The 18,229-nt window shown below is 63.0% G+C and carries 16 protein-coding genes; 5 read left to right on the top strand and 11 right to left on the bottom strand.

Features of this window, described 5'->3' with window-relative positions; translation table 11 throughout:
- Positions 1 to 6: 6 nt before the first annotated feature.
- Complete coding sequence (locus tag NKJ15_RS06865) at positions 7 to 771, bottom strand: DeoR/GlpR family DNA-binding transcription regulator (protein ID WP_023676017.1); 765 nt, start codon at positions 769 to 771, stop codon at positions 7 to 9.
- A 255-nt stretch (positions 772 to 1,026) separates the two neighbouring features.
- Here NKJ15_RS06865 and fba point away from each other — a divergent pair, with 255 nt between their 5' ends.
- Entirely contained in the window at positions 1,027 to 2,091 is a 1,065-nt protein-coding gene (fba, locus tag NKJ15_RS06860) for a class II fructose-bisphosphate aldolase (protein ID WP_352472270.1), read from the top strand.
- A 47-nt stretch (positions 2,092 to 2,138) separates the two neighbouring features.
- Here fba and NKJ15_RS06855 read toward each other — a convergent pair whose 3' ends face one another.
- The 10 genes from NKJ15_RS06855 to NKJ15_RS06810 all read right to left on the bottom strand — a co-directional run bounded on the left by NKJ15_RS06855 (position 2,139) and on the right by NKJ15_RS06810 (position 13,875).
- Entirely contained in the window at positions 2,139 to 3,077 is a 939-nt protein-coding gene (locus NKJ15_RS06855; protein WP_352472317.1) for a sugar phosphate isomerase/epimerase family protein, read from the bottom strand.
- Positions 3,077 to 4,594, bottom strand: a complete 1,518-nt coding sequence (locus NKJ15_RS06850) for a glycerol-3-phosphate dehydrogenase (protein ID WP_352542233.1) — start codon at positions 4,592 to 4,594, stop codon at positions 3,077 to 3,079. The genes NKJ15_RS06855 and NKJ15_RS06850 overlap by 1 nt, the downstream gene beginning before the upstream one ends.
- Positions 4,595 to 4,613: 19 nt before the next feature.
- Positions 4,614 to 5,654 (bottom strand): 2-hydroxyacid dehydrogenase, encoded by a 1,041-nt coding sequence (locus NKJ15_RS06845; protein WP_352814661.1) that lies wholly within the window; start codon positions 5,652 to 5,654, stop codon positions 4,614 to 4,616.
- Positions 5,655 to 5,661: 7 nt separating this feature from the next.
- Positions 5,662 to 7,224 carry an FGGY-family carbohydrate kinase gene (locus NKJ15_RS06840; RefSeq protein WP_352814659.1) on the bottom strand — a complete coding sequence of 521 codons (1,563 nt, stop codon included), beginning with the start codon at positions 7,222 to 7,224 and terminating at the stop codon, positions 5,662 to 5,664.
- Positions 7,224 to 8,348: an ABC transporter ATP-binding protein gene (locus NKJ15_RS06835; RefSeq protein WP_352680995.1), complete on the bottom strand. Its 1,125-nt coding sequence runs from the start codon at positions 8,346 to 8,348 to the stop codon at positions 7,224 to 7,226. The genes NKJ15_RS06840 and NKJ15_RS06835 overlap by 1 nt, the downstream gene beginning before the upstream one ends.
- A complete protein-coding gene (locus NKJ15_RS06830; RefSeq protein ID WP_352680993.1) occupies positions 8,345 to 9,463 on the bottom strand; it encodes an ABC transporter ATP-binding protein in 1,119 nt (372 codons plus the stop codon). The genes NKJ15_RS06835 and NKJ15_RS06830 overlap by 4 nt, the downstream gene beginning before the upstream one ends.
- Positions 9,464 to 9,467: 4 nt before the next feature.
- Entirely contained in the window at positions 9,468 to 10,325 is an 858-nt protein-coding gene (locus NKJ15_RS06825) for a carbohydrate ABC transporter permease (RefSeq protein WP_023676025.1), read from the bottom strand.
- Between the two features lie 9 nt (positions 10,326 to 10,334).
- On the bottom strand, positions 10,335 to 11,258 hold the full coding sequence (locus NKJ15_RS06820) for a carbohydrate ABC transporter permease (protein WP_352452414.1): 924 nt from the start codon (positions 11,256 to 11,258) through the stop codon (positions 10,335 to 10,337).
- 152 nt (positions 11,259 to 11,410) lie between these two features.
- Positions 11,411 to 12,856, bottom strand: a complete 1,446-nt coding sequence (locus NKJ15_RS06815; protein ID WP_352455241.1) for an ABC transporter substrate-binding protein — start codon at positions 12,854 to 12,856, stop codon at positions 11,411 to 11,413.
- Between the two features lie 44 nt (positions 12,857 to 12,900).
- Positions 12,901 to 13,875 carry a sugar-binding transcriptional regulator gene (locus tag NKJ15_RS06810; RefSeq protein WP_023676028.1) on the bottom strand — a complete coding sequence of 325 codons (975 nt, stop codon included), beginning with the start codon at positions 13,873 to 13,875 and terminating at the stop codon, positions 12,901 to 12,903.
- Between the two features lie 226 nt (positions 13,876 to 14,101).
- Between NKJ15_RS06810 and NKJ15_RS06805 the strand changes: the two genes are divergently transcribed.
- The 4 genes from NKJ15_RS06805 to NKJ15_RS06790 all read left to right on the top strand — a co-directional run bounded on the left by NKJ15_RS06805 (position 14,102) and on the right by NKJ15_RS06790 (position 18,210).
- Complete coding sequence (locus NKJ15_RS06805) at positions 14,102 to 15,145, top strand: substrate-binding domain-containing protein (protein WP_352612238.1); 1,044 nt, start codon at positions 14,102 to 14,104, stop codon at positions 15,143 to 15,145.
- Positions 15,146 to 15,181: 36 nt separating this feature from the next.
- Positions 15,182 to 16,450 (top strand): ABC transporter substrate-binding protein, encoded by a 1,269-nt coding sequence (locus NKJ15_RS06800; RefSeq protein ID WP_352814656.1) that lies wholly within the window; start codon positions 15,182 to 15,184, stop codon positions 16,448 to 16,450.
- A gap of 75 nt (positions 16,451 to 16,525) precedes the next feature.
- On the top strand, positions 16,526 to 17,371 hold the full coding sequence (locus NKJ15_RS06795) for a carbohydrate ABC transporter permease (RefSeq protein ID WP_352472253.1): 846 nt from the start codon (positions 16,526 to 16,528) through the stop codon (positions 17,369 to 17,371).
- Positions 17,368 to 18,210, top strand: a complete 843-nt coding sequence (locus NKJ15_RS06790) for a carbohydrate ABC transporter permease (protein ID WP_352680989.1) — start codon at positions 17,368 to 17,370, stop codon at positions 18,208 to 18,210. Before NKJ15_RS06795 ends, NKJ15_RS06790 begins: the two co-directional genes overlap by 4 nt.
- Positions 18,211 to 18,229: the final 19 nt, after the last annotated feature.

Below are 18,229 nucleotides of genomic sequence, written 5' to 3'. Positions count from 1 at the left end.
GCCCTCCTATTCTGCGATCACTGTCAGCGAAACGCCGGCACCATCCAGCGCGGCGCGCATCTGCGGCTGCGGCTCGCGGCCGGTGAAGACCGTGTCAAAGGCCTTGAGATCTGTCAGGAAGTGCAAGGCAGTGCGGCCGAATTTCCCATGATCGACCAGCAGATATTTGCGCGCTGCTGCGGCCATCATCAGCCGTTTGGTCTGGACCACTTCCTGATCCTGGTGAAAGGCAGAGGCACCATGGATGGCCGATGACGACAGGAACGCGACATCGGCGCGCAATGATTTCAGCGTGTCCTCGGCGAGCAGGCCGAAGAAGCCGTGAAACTTCTTGTTGTATTGGCCGCCGAGCGCAATCAGGTTGATGCCGGCAACGCCCGCCAAATCCTGGATGACGGCCAGATTGTTCGAGATCACCGTCAGCGGACGCAGATCGGCAAGATGCCGAGCAACGCCGCCCGCGGTTGAGCCATCGTCGATGATCACCGTCTGACCCGGTTCGATCATCGTCACGGCAGCGGCGGCGATGCGCTTCTTCTCGTCGCCGGCCAGCCGCTGGCGGTAGCGGAAATCGCTCTCGAAAAGGCTGCTCGGCTGGATCGAGGCGCCGCCGCGCACCTTGCGCAGGAAGCCGCTTTCCTCGAGCTCGTCGAGGTCGCGGTGGACAGTCATCTTTGACACGCCGAAGCGTGAGGCAAGATCGTCGACACTGGCGGTGCCGATGTCCATCAGAAAATCCATGATGCCTTGCCGGCGGCCGTCGCTCTTCATTTCCGCGGCATCCTTGTGCAATCCGGTTCCGAGATATAACAGCAAACGTCGCACAAGCCACCAAATTTTTGTGATAATGTTATATCTCTTTGGGATATCATGACGCTTCTGGTCGCGTCCTGTAACAAGAATTGCTGCCGGCCGAGCGCCCAGCGGTTGCGGTGCCGCGGAAATCCGGCCAGAAGCATCAGGGGCTCGTCGACAACCGAACGGCCCGCAAACACTGGCTCGAAACCGGATACGGGAGACTACTGAGTGGCTCGCATCACACTGAGACAATTGCTCGATCATGCCGCCGAATACGGCTATGGCGTGCCTGCCTTCAACATGAACAATATGGAACAGGGCCTCGCCATCATGGAGGCAGCCGAGGAGACCAAATCGCCGGTTATCCTGCAGGCGAGCCGCGGCGCGCGAGCCTACGCCAATGATGTGGTGCTGGCCAAGCTGATCGACGCGCTGGTCGAAATCCATCCCGATATCCCGGTCTGCATGCATCTCGACCATGGCAACAACGAAGCGACCTGCGTCACCGCGATCCAGCACGGCTTCACTTCGGTGATGATGGACGGATCGCTGAAGGAAGACGGCAAGACGCCGGCCGACTACGCCTATAATTCCGGCATCACCCACCGCGTCGTCGACATGGCGCATTGGGGCGGCGTCTCGGTGGAAGGCGAGATCGGCGTTCTCGGATCGCTGGAGATGGGCGGCGGCGAGCAGGAGGACGGCCATGGCGTCGAGGGCGTCATCAGCCACGACCAGCTGCTGACCGATCCCGTGCAGGCCGAACAGTTCGTGCGCGACACCCGTGTCGATGCGCTGGCAGTCGCCATGGGCACCAGCCACGGCGCCTACAAGTTCAGCCGCAAGCCGGACGGCGCTGTACTGGCCATGAACGTCATCGAGGAAATCCACCGCCGTCTGCCGAGTATGCATCTCGTCATGCACGGCTCGTCCTCGGTGCCGGAGGAGTTGCAGGAGATCATCAACAAATATGGCGGCCAGATGAAGCCGACATGGGGCGTGCCGGTCGAAGAGATCCAGCGCGGCATCAAGCACGGGGTGCGCAAGATCAATATCGATACCGACAACCGCATGGCGCTGACCGGCGCAATCCGCAAGGTGCTGACCGAGAACCCGAGCGAATTCGATCCGCGCAAATATCTGACGCCGGCAATGGCCGCGATGCGGAAGCTGTGCAAGGAGCGCTTCGAGCAATTCGGCACCGCCGGCAACGCACCGAAGATCAAGCCGCTGCCGCTGTCGGAAATGGCCAAGCGCTACAAGTCCGGAAGCCTCGATCCGAAATTTGGCTGACGTATTCCGGCTCTGAGCAGGAGCTGCCTCAGCTCCTGCTCATCCGATCATGCTCGCGGCAAGAGATCGGCCCTGCCGGTCTCGATAAAGGGTGCCCAGTAGTCGACCGACTCGCGGATCATGGCGATGACCTGGTGGTCGACGGGCTCGCGCTCGCGGAACGACAATTCGAGGCAGATCTCGTTGTCGACGCCGCCGCCACGGCGAACCGTCTCCAGCAGCTTTTCCGGCGTGATGCGGCCGTCCTTGTTGTGAGCGGCAATGAACGGCCAGTGACCACCCTTGTTCATCGACGACTGCTTGACGTGGATGATCGGCGATTGCCTGGGAAAGGCTTCGGCCCAGGCATAAGGGTCGGTGTCCGCCGGATTGCTCGAGGTCACGTCGCCATGGTCGATGTCGACCATCATCTTGAACGGGACGGCCATGCCGGCCGCTTCGATCTCGCGCTGCAGTGCCCGGCAGCTTTCGATCGTATGGCCGAATTCGCGGCCGACCGACATCGGCTCCCAGAACAGGTAGGTCAAGCCGGCTGCTTTGGCATGCTCGGCGACCTCGCGCCAGCATTCCAGCGCGATGTCGAAAAGCCGCGCGCGACGTTCAGGATTGTCGTAATCCCGGTGAGTGAAGATCGCGAATTGCGTGCCCATGCCTGCGGCGCCGAGCTCGGCCGAAACTTCTGAAAAGGTCTTGAACCAGTCGACGTAGTAGCGCCGCACGTCGGCATCGGGATGGCCGAAATGATTGAGCCGGCCGTAAGGGCCGGTCATCGCGGAGGTCACGCGCACCCCGGTGCGGTCGAGCGCGGAGCGGAACAGGCGGACGAATTTGGCGATCGTCGCCGCCGGCCAGCCGGGATTGACGAATTCATGGGTGAGTTGGACGTCCCTGATACCGATCTGATAGGCGATCGCGTCGATCAGGTCGTCCGGCTCCGCAAAGCGGTTGACCAGCGGATTGGTGTTGAGCGAAAGCGTAAAGGCCATCAGCCGGCCTTTGCCAGCCGGCTCGAGCACCAGTCCTCGAAGGCGGTTCTTTCCGCGGCGGACAGATGCAGGCCGTGCTTGGTGCGCCTTTCGAGAATATCGGCGGCGGTCTCGGCCCATTCATGCTCGAACAGGTAATTGGCTTCGCGCTCGAAAAAATCCTTGCCGAAGCGCCGGCCCAGTTCGGCGAGCGAGGTGGCCGCGCCGACCAGATCGCGCGTCCTTGTGCCGAAGAGCCTGCCGTAATGCTTGACCAGCGATGCCGGCATCCAGGGAAATTCATGGCCGAGGTCGCCGAGGAACTGCTCGAAATCGGCATTGGCGATATCGCCGCCCGGCAGGTGCCCTTTCGAGGTCCACGGCTTGCCCATTTTCGGAAAGAACGGGGCGATACGGTCGAGCGCGTGCTCGGCCAATTTGCGGAAGGTGGTGATCTTGCCGCCGAAGACCGAAAGCAGCGGCGCCTGCCCAGCCGGTGCGTCGAGTTCGAATATGTAATCGCGGGTCACCGCGCTCGGATTGTCGGCATTGTCGTCATAGAGCGGCCTGACGCCGGAAAACGAGTAGACGACGTCGCTTCGTGCGAGCTGGCGCTTGAAGTAGCGATTGACTGCCTTGATCAGGTAATCGATCTCGCTCGCATCGGCGGTCACGTCCTCCGGCCGCCCTTCATAGGGAATGTCAGTGGTGCCGATCAGCGCCAGATCGTCCTGATAGGGATTGATGAAGATCACCCGCTTGTCGCTGTTCTGAACGAGATAGGCCTGCCGCCCTTCCCAGAATTTCGGCACAACGATGTGGCTGCCCTTGACCAGGCGCACGTTGCGCCTGGAATTCTGGCCGCCGACGCGGTTGATGACGTCGTTGACCCAGGGTCCGGCGGCGTTGATCAGCGCCCGTGCCCGGACTGTGGTCCTGACGCCGGTTCGACCGTCGCGCATCTCCACCGACCACAGGCCGTTTTCGCGGCGGGCAGCGGTGCAGGCAGTGCGGGTGAATATCCTGGCCCCACGCTCCGCGGCGTCGAGCGCATTGATGACGACCAGGCGGGCGTCGTCGACCCAGCAGTCGGAATATTCGAAGCCGCGCTTGAAGCTGTCCTTGATCGGCGCGCCTTCTGGCGCGGTGCGCAGGTCGAGCGTGCGGGTGGCCGGCAGTCGCTTGCGGCCGCCAAGATGGTCGTAGAGGAACAGGCCGAGCCGCACCAGCCAGGCCGGCCGATCATCGGGGCTGTGTGGCAGCACGAAGCGCATCGGCCAGATGATGTGCGGCGCGGATTCGAGCAGCACCTCGCGCTCGATCAGCGCCTCCCGCACCAGGCGGAACTCGTAATATTCGAGATAGCGCAAACCGCCATGAACGAGCTTTCCCGATCGCGAACTGGTGCCCTCGGCAAGATCGTCCTTTTCGCAAAGAATGACCGACAGACCCCGGCCCGCCGCATCGCGCGCGATTCCGGCGCCATTGACACCGCCGCCGATGACGAAGAGGTCGACGATTTCGGTTTCACCGTTCATCTCGCTCTATGCCCTGTCGTCAGCATGGATTGACCGGAGGCAGCCCGGCGATGTAGCGGCGCACTTCCTCGGCCGCCTGCTCGGCCGCGTAGGTCACGGTGCGTACCGACGCGCCGGCGATATGCGGCGTCAGCGTCACGTTCGGCAGTTGCAACAGCGGCCAGTCGGCAGGCACCGGCTCGATGGCGAACGTCTCCAGCATAGCGCTGCCGATCTGCCCCGAGACGAGCGCATCGTAGAGCGCATCGTAGTCGACCAGCGGTCCGCGCGCGGTATTGACGAAGATTACGCCGGGTTTCATCCGGGCGATGGCGTTCTTGCCGATCAGGCCGCGCGTCTCCTCGGTGACCCGGGAATGCAGCGTGACCACATCGGAGCGCGACAGCAGATCGTCCAGCGCAACCAGTTCGACGCCGGCATTGCGGTCCTCGGCGCTCAATTGCACATAGGGATCGCAAACCAAGATGCGGCAGCCGAAGGCGCGCAGCAGGCGAACCAGCCTGGTGCCGATATTGCCGTAGCCGATGACGCCGACGGTCATTTCGTTGAGCTCGCGGCCGGTGCGATCGGCGCGGTAGAGATCGCCGCGCCATTCGCCCTTGCGCAAGGCTTCGTGACCGACGCGGATCAGCCGCGTTTCAGCGAGAATGGCGCCGATGGTGAACTCGGCCACGGCGCTGGCGTTGCGGCCGGGCACATTGACCACGGTGATGCCGTGGGCCTTGGCGGCGGCCATGTCGATGTTGATCGGTCCGCCGCGCGAGACCGCAACCAGCTTGAGCGTGGGCAGGCGCTGCATCATGCTTTCGGAGAGCGGCGCAAGCTGGGTGACGAAGATTTCGGCGTCGCCGATGAAATCCACCACCTCGTCGGGATCGCCGAAATACTCCTTGACCTTGTCCAGACCAAGCGCGGCATTGCCGAATTGCATCGGCTCGTCGGGCCAAGCGGTCTCAATGCTGCGGATGTCGAGATTGTAGCCGCAGGCCGCCTCGATTTTCTCGCGAAACACTTCCGGAAGCATGAAGCGGTCGCCGATGATCGCAATTTTCTTGGGCATGCTCTTCTCAATTCACGTCGGTTTGCCTGGACGCGGCCATCGAGCGCCAGACCGGCCGCAGCGCCTCATGCGCCAATGTGTAGGACGGAGCCATCGCCTCATAGGCAGCGGCAAGTTTCCGATCGCTGGGTTCGGCCGTACGGAGCAAAGGCGTGACCCATTTGCTGACGCAATCGTCCATCGATGCGTATTGGCCGACGCAGACCGCAGCAATCATTGCGGCGCCCGCAGCACCGGCCTCCTCGCGCTCGCTGGTGCGAATGTCGGCGCCGACCGCAGCACCCAGGATCTTGCGCAGAGCCGGGCTCCTGGCCGCTCCGCCGGTCAGGCGGATTTCCTTGGGCAGGGGCCCCATGGCGGCGTAGCAATCGCGCGCCGCGAAAGCCAGCCCCTCGAACACCGCGCGGACTATGTCGGCATAGCCGTGCCTGGACGAAATGCCGATGAAGCCGGCCCTGGCATTGGCATCGACGAACGGCCCGCGCTCGCCGGCCTCCGAGACATAGGGCTGGTAGAGCAGCGCGCCTGGCTCGGACGACGATATCCACTGGTCGACCAGCGCGATCATCTCGCCATTGGTCCGCGTAATACCTTGCGAGGCGAGAATGCCGGAGGCGAGGCCAAGGACCCAGTCGATATTGAGCGTTGCCGCCATGTTCGACTGCATCTGCGCAAAGACGCCGGGTGCCGGCATCGTCATCGTGTAGCCGGTTGCAGCCTCGTTGAGCAGAACCTGGTCCGGCGTTTCGGCAAGCCGCATATGCATTCCGGTGGAGCCGATGATCGAGCATCCCGGCTTGCGTTCGCGATCGAACAGGCCGGCGCCGAGCGCCGTGCAGGCGACATCGACATAGGCCAGAACGACCGGTGTGCCGGCGAGCAGGCCGGTCGCATCGGCTGCTGCCGCCGACAGCGAGGTGCTTTGCCTGGTGCCATCGACGATGGGCGGCAACAGATGCCGGAGATCGGTGACGCCGAGTACCTCGAGCACATCATCGCAATAGCCGCGCGTGCGGAAGTCGCCGAAGGTGAAGGTGCCCTCGGACGGGTCGGTGGCGCGGTGGCCGGTCAGCTTGAAATAGAGCCAGTCCTTGCAGTGGAACGCCGTCGCTGCATTGGCAAGCATCGCGGGCATGTGGCGCTTCATGAACACGAACTGCGATCCCTGCTGGCAGGCAGCGAGCCCGCTGCCGGTCTTTTCGAAGCGCAGCCGGTCCTCCGGCCGCGCGCGGATCTCCTCGACGACCGCGGCAGCGCGCGCGTCGAGCCACAGCCAGCCCTTGGCAACCGGCTCGCCATCCTTGTCGATCAGCCAGGTACCGTCGCCCTGCCCGGTCACGGCGATGGCAATGGTCCGGCTGGCGAGATCCGGCACCTTGTCGGCAAGCTCGCACAAGGTCGTCGCGGTATCGGCCCAGGTGCGTGTCAGGTCCTGCTCGGCGCCGCCGCCCGGCAGTGTCTCGTATTTATTGGGCAGCGCGGCGGACGCGATCTGCCTGCCCGCCGTGTCAAAGGCGACGGATTTTATGACAGACGTGCCGGCGTCGATGCCGATCAGCACATCCTGCATCAAGCCAGCTCCGTGCCGTGCGAAATGGCATTGCCGCTCGCCTGATCGAAGACGTGAAGGTTTTTCGGATCGATGCTGATCTTGATCGGCGCGCCAAGCTCCAAGCGGGTTCGGTCATGTTCGACCAGGACCAGCGAACCGCCGGCGAAATCGGCGGCGATATGGGTCTGGTCGCCGAGCCATTGATTGGCCGAAACCGTCGCCGGCACACCATCCTTCGAGCGGCGGACCGCATAGGGCCTGACGCCGATGACGACGCGCTGCCGGTTGAGCAATTCGTCGCGAACCGGGCCGCTGAACGCATCCTTGTCGTAGTCGAGCGAAAGCCCGTCGGGCAGCTTGAGACTGATCTTGCCGGCGGCCGTGCCGACATAGGCCTCGAAGACATTCATCGGCGGCTCGCCAACGAAGGTGCCGGTGAACAGGTTTGCCGGCCGCTCCTTGAGCCTGTCAGGCGTATCGAACTGCTGCAGCACGCCGCCCTCCATGACGGCAATGCGGTCGGCAAGCGCGTTGGCCTCGGTCTGGTCGTGGGTGACCAGGATCGCGGTCAGGCCGCGCTCCTTGATGAAATGCTTGATGCGGCCGCGCAGCACGGCGCGAAGCTGCGGCTCGAGCTGGCCCATCGGCTCGTCCAGCAGATGCAGGTCGGCCTCGCGGATCAGCGCCCGGCCAAGGCTGGCGCGCTGCTGCTGGCCGCCGGAGATCGAGCTCGGATAGCGCTCGAGAATGTCCTCGATCTCGAGCAGCTTGGCGATGTTGGCAACCTTTGCATCGACTGCACTCTTCGCCAGCCTGGCGGCCTTGAGGGCGAAGGCCATGTTCTCGCGCACGGTCAGCGGCGGGTAGAGCGAATAGCCCTCGAAGGCCATTGCGACGTTGCGCCTGACCGGCGGCAGCATGTGCACTTTGCGGCCGGCAACCGCGATAGCGCCGCGCGAGACCTCTTCGAAGCCTGCGATCATGCGCAATGTCGAGGTCTTGCCGCAGCCGGAGGAGCCGAGCAGCGCCACGATCTCGCCCTTGACGATTTCCATCGTCAGGTTCTTGACGGCGTGTACGCCACGGTCAATCGGACCGTAGAACTTGTCGACGCCCGAAATGGTGATTGCGGTCGGGCTCATGCCGCTTCTCCGCTGCGCAAATTGACGACGTTTTTCGAGCCGATGCGCTCGCCGCTTGTGCGATCGAACAAAAGGGCGCTTTTACTGTCGACGGCAATGTAGACCTTGCCCTCGGATTGGCCCGGTGTCCCGGAAGGACGCGAAACCAGGATTTCACGGCCGCGCACGGTGCGCACCAGCGTGACGATCTTCTCGTTGAGCGGCGTCTCAGCCTCGACCGTCACCGGGATGGCGCCGAGCGTGCGTTCATCGACAAACGCCAGCGCCTCCGGCCGCAAACCGATCACGCAGTCGCGGCCGACCGCCGTCTCATGAGCGCCGGCAAGATGGACCTGGACGTTGGACAGGCCGACATAGATGCCCTTGGCGTCCCGCGCCGGCTTGACGTCCAGAAGGTTGATGGTCGGGTCGCCGAACAGCCGGGCAATCTCGACATTGGCCGGCTCGCGATAGATCTGCTCGGGCGTGCCGAGCTGTTTGACGACGCCCTGCGACATCACCGCGATGCGGTCGCCGAGCGCCATCGCTTCCTTGTAGTCCTGGGTGACGTAGATGACGGTCGCGCCACGATCCGCCAGCAGTCTTGGCAGTTCCAGCCGCATTTCGAAGCGCAATTTGGCATCGACGTTGCGCAAGGGATCATCGAGCAGCAGCACCGGCGGCGAGCCGACCAGGGCGCGGGCAAGCGCGGTGCGTTGCTTCTGGCCATTGGACAGCGCCCGCGGCTTGTGGCTGAGCACATGGCCGATTTTCAACAGCTTGGCGACGCTCTCGACGCCGGTCTTTATCGTGCCTTGCGATGAGTGCTTCGCCTGCAGCGGCGTCGCAATGTTATCGAACGCCGTCATATGCGGGAACAGCGCGAAGTTCTGAAATGCCATGCCGACGCCGCGGAACTCGGCGTCGAGATCGGTCATGTCCTCGCCGCCGATGAGTATCTTTCCCTCGTCGGGGTCGATGACGCCGGCCACCAGCCGCAGCAGAACGGTCTTGCCGGCGCCGGACGGCCCGAACAGGACCAGCGTTTCGCCGTCGGCGACGGTCAGCGACAGATTGTCGAGAACAGTCTGGCTTTTATAGCGCTTGACGATGTTTCGCAGTTCGAGGCTTGCCATCGGACTATCCTTTCACCGCGCCAAGCGACAGGCCTTCGACGAGATAGCGTTGCGCATAGAGCGCGAGCGCCAGCGTTGGCGTGATCGACAGCACGATCGCCGCCGAGATCTGGCCATACTGGATGCCCGAGGAGGTGATGAAGGCGAGCGCGCCGACCGTCACCGGCTGCTTGTCGGCCGAGGCGAGCACCAGCGCAAAAACGAAATTGTTCCAGGCAAAGATGAAGGCGAGCAGACCGGCAGCGGCGATGCCTGGGCCGGCGAGCGGCAGCGCGATCTTGCGGAAGGTGGCAAACCAGGAATGTCCGGCAATGCGGTAGGCGTATTCGATGTCGGCGGGAATGTCCTCGAAATAGCCGCGCACGATCCACAGGATCAACGGCAGGCAGATCAGCTGATAGACCCAGATCAGCCCGATATAGGTGTTGGCCAGCCCGAGCTTCTGGAAATAGAGGGTGAGCGGCAGGAGCACCAGCAGCGCCGGCGCGAACCGGAACGACAGCAGCGTAAAGGCAATGTCCTCCGAGCCGCGGAATTTGTGCCGCGCAAAGGCGTAGGCCGCCGGAACGCCGAGCAGCAACGCGACGGCAACCGAGGTGACCGACAGGAAGACGGAATTCCAGAGGTTGCGCATGAAGGCGATGTCGAGCGTGCCGGCCGCCGTCATCAGCTTGCCGGTGATCAAGGCAGTGTAGTTGGCGAGCGTCGGCTCGAAGACAAGCTGCGGCGGAATCCGCAGGATTGTCTCGTTGGTCTGGAACGACATCATCAGGATCCAGACGATCGGGAACATGAAGAAGATCACGACCAGCGCCAGGGCAATGCCGCGCAGGATGCGTTCGAGAAGCGAGGTGTGTTCCACGCCAGCCTCCTATGCCTGGCCGCGGGCGCGTTCGCGCAGCCGCAGCCAGTTCTTGATGAAAATGTTCGAGAGGAAATAGGTGATCGCCCACAGGATGATCATCAGTGCCGCCGAGCGGCCGACATTGGTCGACTGGAAGAAATTGAGATAGGCCTCGACCTGGAACACGGTCAGCGTGTCGCCCGGACCGCCCTGCGTCATGGCGTAGATGATGTCGAACTGCTGGATGGAATCAAGCAGGCGGAACAGGGTCGCCGTCAGGATGTAGGGGGTCAGCATCGGCAGTGTGATGCGGAAGAAGACGAAGCTGCGTGGCACGCCGTCGAGTGCTGCCGCCTCGAAGGGCTGCGTTGGCAGGCTGCGCAGGCCTGCAAGCAGCAGGATCATGATGAAGGGGGTGTAGACCCAAATGTCGACGAGCACGACGGTGAGCAGCGCCGTCGACGGAGACGAGGCCCAGCGGAAATCCTGCAACCCGATCAGGCTGGCGAGATAGCTGAGCACGCCGAAACCGGGATTGGTCATCAGCTTCCACATCAGCGCGGCGAGCGCCGGCGCCGTCATCAGCGGCATCAGCAGCATGATCGAGATGAAGTTGTTCAGCGTCGAGCGCTTTTGCAGCAGCATGGCGATGCCGAGACCGAGAAGCAGTTCAAGCACAACGGTGATGCCGGCGTAGAGCAGCGAGATCTCCAGGGTGTTCCAGAACTTCGGGTCGGTGAAGAAGGAGATATAGTTGTCGCCCCAGTTGAACTGCCGCGCCCAGGGTTGGCTCAACCGGTAGCGCTGGAACGAATAGACCACCGACGTCAGGAACGGGATCAGGATGCCGATGCAGACCAGCAGAGCCGGCAGGCTGAGGAGATAGGGCAGCACCCGCTTGCTGATCCTGAAGCCCGACGGCCTGTTTCTTTGTATTGTCGCCGCAGTCATCGGCTGCTCCGTCATCCTGTTGCTTCGCCGTCCCGGCCGCCCAAGGGAGCAAGGCGGCCGGTCGGGCGAGCAGGCGGCACCTTTCGGGACCGCGTCGCAAACGTATCACATCTCAAAGGCTGGCCCGCGGACGGGCCAGCCTTGGCCGCGGCTTAGCCGAGCCCGGCTTCCTTGAGCTGGCTGTTGATGCTCTCGGCCAGCTTGTCGAGGCCCTCGTCGACCGGCACTTCCTTGGCCACCATCTTCTGCAGCGTCGCCGCCCATTCGGTGGTGAGATCGAAGAACAGCGGCTGCGGGGTGAACTTGATGCTGGCGCCCGGCGCCGAGACGTCGAACATCTCGACATAACCCGGATAGCTCTTGTTCAGCTTCTCGCGGAACATCTCGTCGTTCCAGACCGACTGACGAACCGGATTGACGAAGTCCATCTTGGTCGCACCGAACAATGCATGCTCGGGTCCGGATGCCCATTGCATGAAGTACCAGGTGGCGTCCTTGTCCTTGGAGAAGTTGGACATCGACAGCGACCAGATCCAGATATTGGGCGTCGGCGCCTTGGCGGCAGGATTGGCCTTGAATGCCGAAAAGGCGAGCTTGCCGGCCATCTTGTTGTCGCCGCCATTCATGAAGTAGCCAAGGATGTCGGCGTCGTAAATCATCGCCGAAGCACCTGCACCGAGATCGGTGCCGACCTGGTACCAGGTGTAGGTCGACCAGTCCTTCGGGCCGCTCTCCTGGATCATCTGGACCCACTGCTTGTGGAAAGCCTTGGATTCGGCGGTGCTCATCGCGGCCGACAGCTTGCCGTCAGCCGAGACGTTCAGGTCCTTCTGGTCGAAATTGGCGTAAGCCGACAGGAATCCCGGGTGGATCGTCGCCCAGGAGCGCGAGCCGCGCACGCCGATGCCGTAGACGCCGCCACCGACGTCCTTGGTGAGCTTCGCCGCCGTAGCGACCATCTCATCCATATTGCCGGGAACGCTGACGCCGACCTTGTCGAACATGCCCTTGTTGTAGGTGATGTTGTTCTGCTCGAAGCCCCACGGAATGCACCATTGCTTGGCGTCCGCCGAACCGAGCGCGCCGCCCGGCTGGCCGTTCCAGGCGCAGGAGTTCTTGACGCCCGGCAGAAAGTCGTCCCAGGCATATTTCGGGTTGGTCTTGGCCGGATCCTTGATCCATTCGTTGAGGTCGGTGATCCAGCCGGCCGGACCGTAGGTCCAGGTCATGTAGGCGCCGGTCATGAAGGCATCGTATTCGGGCGAGCTGGCCGACAGCGCGGCGGTAACCTTGTCGAAATAGACGTCTTCGGGGAACACGTCATAGACGACTTCCATGCCGGTCAGCTTCTTGAAATTGTCGAGGTTGGCAATCATCGCATCGGCGTAAGGATGCTTGTTGAGCAGCAGCTTGATGGTCTTGCCCTTATGCGCCTGCCAGTCGAAATCTGCCGCCAGGGCGCGGGTCTGCCCGAAATTGAGCAGTGTGCCGGCGGTGCTGGCGGCAAGGCCCATTGCACCGAGGCCCTTGATCAGCCCACGGCGGTCGACTTGTCCACGCAGGAATGCGTCGATGAGGTCTTTCTCTTTCTCATGCATTTCTCTTCTCCTCCACAGGGTAGTTTCAACGAAATGGTTGCCGGCTACCCGACCGGCGTCTGTTCCACGAGCGATCGCGCCGTCCGCTCGTCGGTTATCAAGCCTTTGAGATAACGGCCCTCCAGCACTGACTTGATGGCGCGAACCTTCACCTTGCCGCCGGCGACGGCGACAATCCTGCGGTTGCTGATGTCTTCGCGCGCCAGTGCCAGCGCCCGGTCGGAAAGCGTCGTCGCAACGGCCTTTCCGGCATCGTCGAAGAAATGGCCGAGCAGTTCGCCGACACCGCCGTTGCGGCGGATCTCCTCCATCTCGCCCTTCTCGATCATGCCGGTGGCGACAAGCGAGGCCTCACGTTCAGCGGTGCCGATGCCGGCGATGAGCAAGTCGGCGGACTTGGCGAGGTCGAAGACATCGCTGACGCCTTTCTGCCCGAGCAATACTGTTCGATCCTCGACCGTGTTGGCGAACATCGGTACGGGCATCACATAGGCCTCCGCGCCGGTGCGTTCGGCGACACGGTGGATGACGTCATGCGGATTGGCGGAGAACTTGCGCGTCAGGCCGCCAAGCAGCGAAACGAAACGGATCCTGCCCGCCGATATGCGCGGCAGATATTCGACGCAGGCGGCAAGAGTGCGGCCGTGGCCGACGCCGATCAGCGCCTCTTCGCCGCGTTCGATCTCGCGCTTGAGAAACTGCGCGCCGGCAATGCCGAGCGCCTTGAGCGGCAGGTCTTCGGCATCGAAGTCCGGAACCACCTCGCAGTAGTCGAGGCCGTAGCGGCCGGACAACTCATCCTCAAGCTCCACGCATTCTGAGACTTCGCCGTCGATGTAGACTTTGACCAGGCCTTCCTGATTGGCCTTGGTGATCAGGCGATGCGCCTTGAGACTGGTCAGGCCGAGCCGCTTGGCGACCTCCGACTGGGTCAGGCCGCCGGCATAGTGAAGCCAGGCGGCACGGGCGGCCATCCCGGTCTCATCGTCGCGCAGCAGGCCGTTGCCAAAACCAACCATTTCCGCCCTTTGATATTTTTATCAGTTGCTGCAAAATTTTTCACAAGGCGTCGCCCGAGTCAAGCAACCGCTGCGTTTAAATCTCCGGCCAGGAGCTTGCCGGCCGGGGCCGAATTGGGCCGCGCTAACCAACGGGCAAGAAACAACACCGACCATGCGCATTTAAAACGTTTGCAATTTGGATTGGACGCATTACAAACGTTTCAAACTTCGTTCGGGAGAAACGATGCCGGCCCGCGTTACCACCCTCAAGGAACTTGCTGCGCAGCTCGGCCTGTCGATTACCACCGTTTCGCGCGCCCTTGCCGGCCACGTGCAGATCGCCTTGAAAACGCGCCAACGTGTCGCCGAGGCTGCGCATCAGGCCGGCTATGTGCCGAACACCGCAGCCCGCACGCTGGTCTCCGGCCGCAGCGGCTTTGTCGGCATGGTGCTTCCGATCCGCGGCCCCAATCTGGTCGACTCCTTCCTCGGTGAATTCGTCACAGGGCTCGGCGAAGGGCTGGTTTCGCACGGCTCCGACCTGATCCTGGCCGCAGCGGCGCAGGGCCAGTCGGAACTTTCCGTGCTTCGCCATGTCGTCGAATCGGGCCGCGCCGACGGGGTCGTCGTCACCCGCATCGCCGAGGTCGACGAGCGGCTTGCCTATCTGCGCCAGCGCAATTTCCCGTTCGTCGCGCATGGCCGGCTGCTCGACGGCGACTTTGCCTACCATTGGCTCGATACCGATGGCGCGCATGCTTTCGGCGAGGCCTTCGACATGCTCTACGATCTCGGACACCGCCATTTCGGCCTGGTGACGATTTCGGAGCCGATGACATTTCGCCATCTCAGGCAGGACGGGCTCGCCGCCGCGATCGCCCGCCGGGGCGATCCGTCCGTCAGTCTCGATGTGGCGACGGCGCCGCGTTTCGATCGCGGTGCCCGCATCCAGGCAATCAACCGGCTTCTGCACGCCACCGAGCGGCCGACGGCGATTGTCGCACTGTTCGACGAGCTGGCGCTGACTGTGATGGAAGAGGCGGGGCGCGCCGGACTTGCCATTCCTCGCGACCTTTCGGTGATCGGCTTCGACAACATAGCCGCCTCCGCCTATGCGCCGCCGGGGCTGACCACTTTCGACGCCTCGATCCGCCAGTGCGCGCGCGAGATCGGCGAGATGCTGCTGACCGTCATCGGCGACAGGCCGGACGCGCCACTGACGCGGCTGGTCCGGCCGACACTTGTCTTGCGGGCAAGCCATGGCCCGGCACCCACAGGACGGAACTGACGCCTTAGCGGCGCACAACCAGGGAGGAAGACGACGATGAATGCGTTGAGGACATTGGCAGGTGCGGTGCTGGCGTTGTCGCTTGCTGCCGGCGCAGCACAAGCCCAGCAGGTGTTGTTCTGGTCGACACAGGCGCGACCAGTGGAAGAGACACAGAAGATGCGCAGCGAAGTGCTGAAGGGGTTTGACGGCCAGGTCGACTATCAGGTCGCCGAGGACGGGCCCTGGCTCACCCGCCTTCAGGCCGAACTGCAGGCCGGCGCCGGCACCATAGCCGTGCTCGGCGGCCTGCACGGAGACTTCTCCACCGTCGGCGCGAACCTTGTCGATCTCTCTGGCGTCGATCTCGGTGGCGTCAAGGTCAACGAGACCTACAAGAAGCTCGGCATGCTCGGCACCGGCGAGCAGAAGTACCTTCCATGGATGCAGGCCACCTTTCTGATGGCGGCCAACAAACAGGCGCTGCAATATCTGCCGGCCGGCACCGATCTCAACACCATCACTTATGACCAACTGATCGAGTGGGCGAAAAACATCGCTGAAAAGACCGGTTCGCCCAAATTCGGTTTTCCGGCCGGCCCGAAAGGGCTGAAGCACCGTTTCTTCGAGGGTTTTCTCCTTCCATCGTATACCGGCTCGATGATGACGAAGTTCCGCTCGGCGGAGGCCGAAACGGCGTGGAACAAGTTCAAGGAATTGTGGCAATACACCAACCCGAATTCGACCAACTATGCCTTCATGCAGGAGCCGCTGCTGACCGGCGAAGTCTGGGTGGCATTCGATCACGTGGCGCGCCTCGCCGACGCCTTCAACCAGAAACCCGATGACTTCGTCGCCTTCCCGGCGCCGGCTGGCCCGTCAGGCCGCGGCTACATGCCGGTGGTGGCCGGCGTCGCTATCCCGAAGACCTCGCCCGACATGGACAAGGCCAAGGCGCTGGTCGCCTATATGCTGAAACCGGAAACCCAGATCGCGACGCTGAAGGCGACAAACTTCTTCCCCATCGTCGACGTCAAGCTGCCCGACGACATGCCGGCCTCGGTGAAGGCCTTCAGCCCAGTGATCGCCACCATGACCGGAGCTCCCGATGCATTGCCGGCGCTGCTGCCGATGGGACTTGGCGGCCTCGGCGGCAAGTTCAATCAGATCTACACCGACAGCTTCGAGCGCATCGTGCTCGGCGGCGAAGATGTGCACGGCGTGCTCGACGAACAGGCGACGGCGCTGAAAGCGATCATCGAACAGGCGAAGGCGCCGTGCTGGGCGCCCGACAAGCCCTCGCAAGGCGCCTGCCCGGTCGATTAAGAATCCTCCCGGGCGTCCGGATTTCCAGCGCGCCGGGCGCCCACCCCTTTTGAAGCTTCGAATAGAGAGCGCTCCATGCACAGCAAGGCCCTGCCCTATCTGCTGCTGACACCGGCGACGCTGTTCCTCTGCGTCTTCTTCCTCTACCCGTTCGTGTTGGTCGCCTTCGAGGCGTTCACCCGCGACGGCGGCTTTACGCTCGACAATTTCCGCACCATGGCGGGCAGCTGGAAGTTTCCGGTCACTGTCCGCAATACGCTACTGCTGAGCGTCGTCGTCGTGCCGATTCAGTTGGTCATGGCACTGCTGATGGCAACCGCGGTGTCGCGGCTCGAAACGGGACGCAGCGCCGCGCTTTATATCTTCGCCATTCCGCTCGGCATCTCCGATCTGGCCGCCGGGCTGATCTGGCTCGCCATCTTCGACCAGTCCGGCTTCCTGAACACCTTGCTCTCCAATCTCGGCGTCATCGACAGCCCGGTCATGTTCCTCGGCTACCAGAGCAAGCTGACGATCTTCATCGCCGTGGCGCTGGCCGAGATCTGGCGCGCGACCGCCATCATGATGGTCATTCTGGTCGCCGGCATGGGGCTGATCCCCCGGGAATACTACGAGGCGGCGGAGGTTTTTGGCGCTAGCCCGTGGAAGCGCTTCATCAAGATCACGCTGCCTCTGCTGCGCCCAAGCCTGCAGACGGCGATCATCCTGCGCGTCATCCTTGCCTTTGAGGTCTTTGCCGTGGTTGCAGCACTCGGCGGCACCAATCTGCCGGTGCTGATGGGCGAGACCTACAATTGGCAGTTCACGCTGCAGGACCACAATGTCGCCGCCGCCATGGCGCTGTTCATCCTCGCCATCTCGATCGGTTTCACACTGTTCTTCCTGCGTGTGCTGCGTGTGCCGAAGGAGGCGCGGATATGAGCACCGTCGCGGAGATCTCGATCGCCGCGCCTGCGGCCCGCAAAGCCGGCAACTGGCTGCTGGTCGCAACGGTCATCCTGCTTTGCGTCTGGGTGCTGCTGCCGATCTATCTGCTGATCGTCAACGCGCTGTCGTCGCCGGAAGAGGTGACCGCCTTCCCCAAGCGCTTCTTCCCGTCATTCGATTTCGGCAGCCTTTCTTTCTTCATCAATTTCGCCGGCGTCGCCAAGGCGCTGTGGAACTCCGTTCTCGTCGCCACGCTGACGATGCTCCTCTCGATCGGCTTCGGCGCACCCGCGGGCTACGCACTGTCGCGCTTCGATTTCCCAGGCAAGGAAACGTTCCGTTTCCTCGTGCTGATGACCCGCGCCTTCCCGCTGCCGCTGCTGGCGCTGCCGCTGGCGGTGATGTTCATCCGCACCGGCCTCGACGACACCGCGATCGGGCTGGCGCTGGTCCACACCACGCTGGCGCTGCCGTTTGCGGTGCTGATCACCTTCTCGCTGTTCTCCGGCATTCCCGTCGAGTTGGAGGAGGCGGCCTGGACGCTCGGCTGCACGAGATTGCAGGCATTCCGAAAAGTCATTCTGCCGCTGGCGCTGCCGGGCATCGCGGCGTCCGCGGTGTTTGCCTTCACCATCTCCTGGAACGAGGTGTTTGCCGCCGCCGTGCTCACCATCGAGAACCGGACGCTGACCGCCTTCCTGCTGCAGAGCCTTGGCGAATCGCCGCTCTACCTCAAATTCACCGGCGGTGCTGCCTTGGTTATCCCGGCACTGATCTTCATTTTTGCCGTCCGCAAATATCTGTTCGCCATGTGGGGGATCGCCAATCGATGACGCGCACAAAAGAGAACGC

It is taken from the genome of Mesorhizobium sp. M0207, from assembly GCF_040321995.1.
Taxonomy (GTDB): Bacteria; Pseudomonadota; Alphaproteobacteria; order Rhizobiales; family Rhizobiaceae; genus Mesorhizobium.
The sequence above is the reverse complement of the archived record's forward strand: the minus strand, read 5'-3'. Positions and strand labels throughout refer to the sequence as shown.